8 protein-coding genes and 1 pseudogene are annotated in these 7026 nt (G+C 72.5%); 3 read left to right on the forward strand and 6 right to left on the reverse strand.

From position 1 onward, the window contains the following. Positions 1-44 precede the first annotated feature (44 nt). Both ACWEMJ_RS33145 and ACWEMJ_RS33150 read right to left on the reverse strand, forming a co-directional pair. Positions 45-737, reverse strand: a complete 693-nt coding sequence (locus tag ACWEMJ_RS33145) for a response regulator transcription factor (RefSeq protein WP_043914922.1) — start codon at positions 735-737, stop codon at positions 45-47. Further along, positions 734-1993, reverse strand: coding sequence for a sensor histidine kinase (locus tag ACWEMJ_RS33150; RefSeq protein ID WP_452140856.1), 1260 nt, complete (start codon positions 1991-1993; stop codon positions 734-736). The genes ACWEMJ_RS33145 and ACWEMJ_RS33150 overlap by 4 nt, the downstream gene beginning before the upstream one ends. Positions 1994-2283: 290 nt before the next feature. Between ACWEMJ_RS33150 and phoU the strand changes: the two genes are divergently transcribed. Then, positions 2284-2958 (forward strand): phosphate signaling complex protein PhoU, encoded by a 675-nt coding sequence (gene phoU / locus ACWEMJ_RS33155; protein ID WP_452140857.1) that lies wholly within the window; start codon positions 2284-2286, stop codon positions 2956-2958. A gap of 141 nt (positions 2959-3099) precedes the next feature. Then, positions 3100-3279 (forward strand): hypothetical protein, encoded by a 180-nt coding sequence (locus ACWEMJ_RS33160; protein WP_452140858.1) that lies wholly within the window; start codon positions 3100-3102, stop codon positions 3277-3279. Positions 3280-3384: 105 nt separating this feature from the next. On the opposite strand, the gene ACWEMJ_RS33165 is transcribed toward ACWEMJ_RS33160, so the two are convergent. Further along, entirely contained in the window at positions 3385-3972 is a 588-nt protein-coding gene (locus tag ACWEMJ_RS33165) for a lytic polysaccharide monooxygenase auxiliary activity family 9 protein (RefSeq protein ID WP_452140859.1), read from the reverse strand. 269 nt (positions 3973-4241) lie between these two features. Beyond that, positions 4242-5003, reverse strand: coding sequence for a phosphoglyceromutase (locus ACWEMJ_RS33170; protein ID WP_452140860.1), 762 nt, complete (start codon positions 5001-5003; stop codon positions 4242-4244). A gap of 112 nt (positions 5004-5115) precedes the next feature. Here ACWEMJ_RS33170 and ACWEMJ_RS33175 point away from each other — a divergent pair, with 112 nt between their 5' ends. Next, a complete protein-coding gene (locus tag ACWEMJ_RS33175) occupies positions 5116-6378 on the forward strand; it encodes an MDR family MFS transporter (RefSeq protein ID WP_452140861.1) in 1263 nt (420 codons plus the stop codon). Positions 6379-6406: 28 nt separating this feature from the next. Here ACWEMJ_RS33175 and ACWEMJ_RS33180 read toward each other — a convergent pair whose 3' ends face one another. Together ACWEMJ_RS33180 and ACWEMJ_RS33185 are read right to left on the reverse strand one after the other, a co-directional pair. After that, complete coding sequence (locus tag ACWEMJ_RS33180) at positions 6407-6865, reverse strand: YbjN domain-containing protein (protein WP_452140862.1); 459 nt, start codon at positions 6863-6865, stop codon at positions 6407-6409. A 60-nt stretch (positions 6866-6925) separates the two neighbouring features. Next, positions 6926-7026 (reverse strand): annotated as a pseudogene (locus ACWEMJ_RS33185) (IS5/IS1182 family transposase); the annotation flags it as partial.

Below are 7026 nucleotides of genomic sequence, written 5' to 3' on the forward strand. Positions count from 1 at the left end.
GGCCCCGCCGCGGCGGGGCCCCTTCGCGATGTCGCGGGTGCGGTCTACGGCTCGAACTTGTAGCCCAGGCCGCGGACGGTGACCAGGTAGCGCGGCGCGCCCGGGTCGGGCTCGATCTTCGCCCGCAGGCGCTTGACGTGGACGTCCAGGGTCTTGGTGTCGCCGACGTAGTCCGCGCCCCACACCCGGTCGATCAGCTGCATCCGGGTGAGCACCCGGCCGGCGTTGCGCAGCAGCATCTCCAGCAGGTCGAACTCCTTCAGCGGCAGGTCGACCTTGGCGCCGTCCACCGTCACCACGTGCCGGTCGACGTCCATCCGGACCGGGCCGGCCTCCAGCGCGCCGGGGGCGGCGGCGCCGTCGCCGTTCGCGTCCTCGCCGCGGCGGCGGAGCACCGCGCGGATCCGGGCGACCAGCTCGCGGGTGGAGTAGGGCTTGGTGACGTAGTCGTCGGCTCCTATCTCCAGCCCGACGACCTTGTCGATCTCGCTGTCCTTGGCGGTGACCATGATCACCGGAACGTTGGAGCGGACTCGCAGCTGGCGGCAGACCTCGGTGCCGGGCAGGCCGGGCAGCATCAGGTCGAGCAGGACGAGGTCGGCTCCGTTGCGCTCGAACTGCTCCAGCGCGTCGGGCCCGGTGGCGGCGATCGCCACCTCGAAGCCCTCCTTGCGGAGCATGTACGACAGGGCGTCGCTGAACGACTCCTCGTCCTCGACCACCAGTACACGGGTCACGATCGGGCCTCCGGGGCAGGGTGTGTGGGTGCTGCTGAGGATGCGCGGTCCTCGACCGGGGCCTGCCCGGCGGGGAGCCGCAGTGTGAAGGTGGAGCCCTGGCCCTCGACGCTCCACACCGACACGGTGCCGCGGTGCGAGGCGGCGACGTGCTTGACGATGGACAGGCCGAGGCCGGTGCCACCGGTGAGGCGGGAGCGGGCGGGGTCCACCCGGTAGAAGCGTTCGAAGATCCGCTCGCGGTCCTTCTCCGAGATGCCGATGCCCTGGTCGGTCACCGAGATCTCGATCAGTTCGCCGTCCGCCTCGCCCAGCGCGGCGGCGCTGGAGATCCGGCGGGTGGCGATCGCCACCCTGGTGCGCGGCGGGCTGTAGTTCACCGCGTTCTCCACCAGGTTGCCGAGTGCGGCGGCCAGTTGGCCGCGGTTGCCGACCAGGTACAGGCCGGTGGTGCCGCCCGCGGCGATGACGATCTGCTTGGCGGCGGCGGTCTGCCGGCAGCGGTCGATCGCCTCGGCGATCAGCTCGTCCACCGCGACCGGCTCCGGGTCGACCTTCAACTGGTCGTCCTGGACCCGGGAGAGGTCGATGATCTCCTGGACCAGGCTGGCCAGCCGGGTGGCCTCGACCTGCATCCGGCCGGCGAAGCGCTGCACCGCCTCCGGGTCGTCCGAGGCGTCGGCGACGGCCTCGGAGAGCAGCGAGAGGGCGCCGACCGGGGTCTTCAGCTCGTGCGAGACGTTGGCCACGAAGTCGCGGCGGATCGCCTCGATCCGGCGGCGCTCGGTGCGGTCCTCGACCAGCACCAGCACCAGCCGGGAGCCGAGCGGGGCGACCCGGACCGAGACCGCCAGCGGTTCGGCGACCCGGGCGGAGGCGCCGGGGCGGGTGAGTTCCAGTTCGATCTGCCGGATCTCGCCGTCCCGGCGGGTGGAGCGGGCCAGCGACAGCATCGGGTCCACGGCGACCCGGCCGCCGCGCACCAGGCCCATGGCGTAGGCGGCGGAGGAGGCCTTGACCACCTCGTCGCCGTCGCCGAGCACGATCGCGCAGGAGCGCAGCACCGAGAGCACGGTGTCCACGCCGGGCGGCAGGGCCGGCTCCTGGAGGGGCTCCGGCCCGGGGTTCCTGCTGCTGCTGCCGTTGTTCCCCCGGCCCTGCTCGCGCTCGCTCCAGCGGAAGGCGATGGAGGCGGTGAGGCCGACGCCGAGCCCGGCTATGGCGCAGGCAGCGGCGGCGGCCACATTCACGTCCATGCCTGCCAGCGTAAATGGTGCTCGGGCGGGCTCCGTAAGGGTGCGATCAAGGCATCGGCCGGGCGTTGCCGAGAATTCACCTTCACGATGCCGCCGATTCACCGCTGAGGCCGCAGGGGGTCGCCCGAACGAACCAGTGTGGGCGGTGCAAGCCCGTGTGGGCGGTGACGCGGCTACCATTCGCGCCACCAGCAGCGGCCGTCCGTCCGGTCGGCCCCGCACCGGGCCGCCCGGCGCGGGGCGTCCGGTCGGCACCGCCACCGACACCGGTACTGGAGGAGAAGAGCGCAATGCGCGACGCGTACCACGAGGAACTCGACTCGATCAGCGACGGCCTGGTCGAGATGGCCCGGCTGGTCGGCTCGGCGATGGGACGGGCCACCACCGCACTGCTGGACGCGGATCTGGAGCTGGCGGAGAGCGTGATCGCCGCCGACGAGAAGATCAACAACCTGCACCACGACCTGGAGAACCGGGCCATCGACCTGCTGGCCCGCCAGCAGCCGGTCGCCACCGACCTGCGGATCGTGGTCACCTCGCTGCGGATGAGCTCCGACCTGGAGCGCTGCGGCGACCTGGCCCGGCACGTCGCCAAGGTGGCCCGGCTGCGCTACCCGGAGACCGCCGTCCCGAACGACCTGCACGCGATCGTGCTGGAGATGGGGCAGCTCGCGCAGCGCCTGGTGGCCAAGGCCGGCCTGGTGATCGCCACCAAGGACGTGGACAAGGCGCTGGAGCTGGAGGCGGACGACGACGCGATCGACGCGCTGCACCGCGAGCTGTTCTCGCACCTGCTGGACGACCGCTGGCACCACGGCATCGAGACCGCGGTGGACGTCACCCTGGTCGGCCGCTACTACGAGCGCTTCGCGGACCACGCGGTCTCGGTCGCCAAGCGCGTGGTGTTCCTGGTCACCGGCGAGCACGTGGACGACTTCGTGGCCACGGCGGACTCGGCCGAGTAAACGTTTCCGCGGGGGCGCGCGCGGCGTGAACTCTCCACCTCCGCGCGCCCGTTGACGGCGCGTCGGGGCGGCGTTTCACTCGAAGGGACGGGCGTCCACCGGGCTGCCCGGCTCCGCCCGGACGAGGAGGGCTCCAGCGCGATGAAGACGACCGGCACCCCGACCACTCCCCCGCCGAGCCCGACGGCTCCGGCCGCCGCGAAGCTGCTGCCGATCCTCGCCGCCGGCTGCGGCTGCGGCCCGGGCTGCGGCTGCGGCTGCCAGTCCGGCGCGCCCTGCCAGTGCGGCGGCGCGACGGGCGGCTGCTGCGGCGGCCACTGACGGTACGGCGAGGGCCGGGCACCCTGCGGTGCCCGGCCCCTGTCGTGCGGTGCGCCCGGCCGCTCGGCACGGCCGGGTGCCCGGCACGCCCCGGTGCCCGGACGGTCAGAAGGTGACGTCCATGCACTGGTAGAACGCGTTGCCGGTGTCGGCGATGTCCCAGACCGCCAGGATCACCTGGTGGCCGGTCAGGCCGGAGGGCAGCGTCGCCGTGTGGCTGAGCGTGGCCGGGGGCTGCTTGCCGCCCATCGGCACGGTCAGGAACGGCGTCAGGTTGAGGTTCGCCCGGGTGATCTTGGTGGTGGCGTCGTAGCCCGGCTTGGTGATGAAGTACCGGAACGACGTGGTGGCGTGCCGCGCCTCGATGCTCCAGGTCAGCGTGAGCTGCTGCCCTGCGGTCACCTTGGTGGTCGGCCAGGCGCCGCTGCGCGGGTTGTCCAGCGGGGCCCAGCGGGCGTCGCCGCCGGCGCACAGCGCGCCGTCGGCGGGGCCCCGGGTCGGGAAGCCCTTCGGGCCCTCGACGCTCTGCGGCTCCCACTGGATGTCGCCGCAGTTCTTGACCACGCCCGCTCCGCACAGGCCGGCCCGGCTCGGCGGGGTGGTGATGAATCCGTGCGAGCTGGCGGGGATCGCCGTCGCCACGGTCGCCGCGGCGGCCGCGAAGCCGACCGCGAGGATGTTGCGCTTGCGCATGGTGCTCCTCCGTGGGGGTGGATGGAGTACATGCACGGGCACGCGCTGGGGCCGCGTGGGGGTGCGGCCGGCATTGGCATGCCCGCGCTGACATTGGCCACCACGCTAGAAGCCGGACCGGCCTCCGTCAATGGTCTGAACCATTCTTTGTGGTCTGAACCACTCGTCGCCGCCCGGCAGTTGACGCCCCGGCGCCCGGAGACGGAACAGCCCCCTGGGCCGGGGCGTCGTTGCGCCGGGCAGGGGGCTGCGGAGGACGGGAAGCGCTGCTACTTCTTCTTGCCCTGGTTCTTGACGGCCTCGATGGCGGCCGCGGCGGCCTCCGGGTCGAGGTAGCGGCCGCCCGGGGTGAGCGGCTTGAAGTCGGCGTCGAGCTCGTAGACGAGCGGGATGCCGGTGGGGATGTTGAGGCCGGCGATGGCCTCGTCGGAGATGCCGTCGAGGTGCTTGACCAGGGCGCGCAGGCTGTTGCCGTGAGCGGTCACCAGGACGGTCTTCCCGGCCGCGAGGTCCGGCACGATGGCGTCGTACCAGTAGGGGAGCATGCGCTCGACGACGTCCTTGAGGCACTCGGTGCGCGGGCGCAGCTCGGACGGGATCTCGCCGTAGCGCGGGTCGTCGGCCTGGGAGTACTCGGCGTCGTCGGCGAGGGCCGGCGGCGGGGTGTCGTAGGAGCGGCGCCAGAGCTGGAACTGCTCCTCGCCGAACTCGGCGAGGGTCTGGGCCTTGTCCTTGCCCTGCAGGGCGCCGTAGTGGCGCTCGTTCAGGCGCCAGCTGCGGCGGACCGGGATCCAGTGGCGGTCGGCCTTGTCGAGGGCGATCTGCGAGGTGCGGATGGCACGGCGCAGCAGCGAGGTGTGCAGCACGTCCGGCAGCAGGCCTTCGGCGAGCAGCAGTTCGCCGCCGCGGGCGGCCTCCTTCTCGCCCTTCTCGTTGAGGTCGACGTCGACCCATCCGGTGAAGAGGTTCTTCTGGTTCCACTGGCTCTCGCCGTGGCGGAGCAGGATCAAGCGGTAGGTCGTGTCAGCCATGGGGCCAGCTTAGTGGAGGGGGAAATTCGCTGGCCGGGCTGTCCACGTGCGCCGTAATGTGCGTTCAGCAATTTCGCTTCTTACTGTTTCCAGCTGTTCCGGGAGTGTCCGCATGCCCCTCGCCGCCCGCCTGGTGTCCGAAGTACGCAGGGCCGCGGGCGGGCTGCCGCGCGAGTTCTGGTGGTTGTGGACGTCCACCCTGGTCAATCGGCTGGGCGGATTCGTGGTCCCTTTCCTGGCGCTCTATCTGACGAAGAGCGAGGGCTATTCGGCGTCCTTCGCGGGCCTGGTGGCGGGCCTGTTCGGGGCGGGTTCGGCGGTTGCGTCGCTCGGGGCGGGGGTGCTGACCGACCGGCTGGGTCGGCGGCCCACGCTGCTGGCGGCGCAGGTGGCGACGGCGCTGTTCACGGCGGTGCTGGGCTTCACGGACGGGCCGGTGGCGATCGCGGTGGTGGCGTTCCTGGTGGGTCTGGCGAGCAACGCCTCCCGTCCGGCGGTCTCCGCGATGATCGCCGACCTGGTGCCGCCGGCCGACCGGGTGCGGGCGTACTCGCTGAACTACTGGGCGATCAACATCGGCTTCGGCGTCTCCGCCGGGCTGGCCGGCCTGATCGCGGCGCACGGCTACCTGACGCTGTTCGTGCTGGACGCGCTGACCACGCTGCTGTGCGCGGTGGTGGTGTTCGTGAAGGTCCCCGAGACGATGTCGCGGGCGGCGGCGGAGGCGGCCGCGGAGCCGTCGGCGCCCGAGGTCGGCCTGGGTGCGGTGTTCCGGGACCGCGCCTTCCTGGCGGTGGTGGCGGTGAACCTGCTGCTGGCGGTGGTCTACCAGCAGGGTTCCACCACGCTGGCGGTGGACATGACGGCGCACGGCGTCTCGACCGCCCAGTACGGCCTGCTGGTCAGCCTCAACGGGGTGCTGATCGTGCTGCTCCAGCTGCCGCTGACCAGGCTGATGGAGGGCCGCAGCCGCACCGCGCTGCTGATGGCCGGCGCGCTGCTGACCGGCTGGGGCTTCGGTCTGACGGCGGTGGCGGGCTCGTCCTTCGCGCTGTACGCGCTGACGGTGGTGATCTGGACGGTCGGCGAGATCGTGAGCACCCCGACCATGATGGCGCTGGTCGCCGAGCGCTCCCCGGCCGGGGCGCGGGGCCGCTACCAGGGCGTGTACTCGCTGTCCTGGGCGCTGGCGTCCTTCGTCGGGCCGCTGGGCGGCGGCCTGCTGCTGCAGTACGCGGGCAGTTGGGTGCTGTGGGGCGGCTGCGCCGCGGCGGGGACGCTGGCGGCGGTGGCGTTCGTCCGGATCGACCGCCCGCGTCCGGGGTCGGCGGAGGCGGCGGAGCAGGCCGCGGAGCCGGTGGCCGCCACGGTCTGAGCTGTCCGCGGCGGCCGTGGCGCGGGGCTCAGTCGGCGGCGGGCGGGTTCTCGCTCGCCAGGTGGGCGAAGGCGGTGAGGTTGCGGGTGGACTCGCCGCGCTTGGTGCGCCACTCCCATTCGCGGCGGATGGCGGTGGCGAAGCCGAGTTCCAGCAGGGTGTTGAACGGTTCGTCGGCGTTCTCCAGCACGGTGCCGAGCAGCCGGTCGACGGTCTCGGCGGTGAGCGCCTCCAGCGGCAGCCGCCCGACCAGGTAGACGTCGCCGAGCCGGTCGATCGCGTACGCCACGCCGTACAGGCGGGTGTTGCGTTCCAGCAGCCAGCGGTAGACGCCCTCGTGGTTCTCGTCGGGGCGGCGGATCACGAAGGCGTTCACCGACAGGGTGTGGTCGCCGACCCGCAGCGCGCAGGCGGTGGAGAGCTTGCGGGTGCCGGGCAGGGTGGCGACCAGTGTGTACGGGTCGGCGGCGGCGGGCTCCCAGGCCACACCGGCCTCGTCGAGCGCAGCGCGGAGCAGGGGGAGAGCGTCGTCCTTGGCGGTCCAGGGGCGGGTGCCGGCCGCGTGCTGGTGGGCGCGGACGATCGTGGAGTCGACCGAGATGTCCCAGTCGATGTCGTCGGCCGCGTCCGCTTCGGCCTGAACCTGCT

Source organism: Kitasatospora sp. NPDC004531, assembly GCF_053602195.1.